Origin of the sequence: Streptomyces zinciresistens K42 (assembly GCF_000225525.1) — a bacterium.
Lineage (GTDB): Bacteria > Actinomycetota > Actinomycetes > Streptomycetales > Streptomycetaceae > Streptomyces > Streptomyces zinciresistens.
Genome location: NZ_AGBF01000517.1, coordinates 1 through 220 on the forward strand (window position 1 = coordinate 1; position 220 = coordinate 220).

Genomic DNA, 220 nt, shown 5'->3' on the forward strand with positions numbered 1-220 from the left:
CCGGGAGTTCGCCGACCGCCACACGCTGGGCATGACGCTGCTGTCCGACCCCGGCGGCACGGTCCGCGAGCGGTTCGGCGTGGCCCGCGGCTTCTCGCTCGCCCCCACCAGGCGCGTCACCTTCGTCATCGGGCAGGACCGCACGGTCCTGGAGGTCGTCCGCAGCGAACTGCGGATGAGCGCCCACGCCGACCGCGCCCTGGCCGCCCTGCGCGGGTGA

Annotated in this window: 1 protein-coding gene; it reads left to right on the forward strand. The window is 75.5% G+C overall.

The genetic code is table 11. From position 1 onward, the window contains the following. A partial coding sequence (locus tag SZN_RS37445) for a thioredoxin domain-containing protein (protein ID WP_007506845.1) occupies positions 1–220 on the forward strand: 220 nt, incomplete at its 5' end.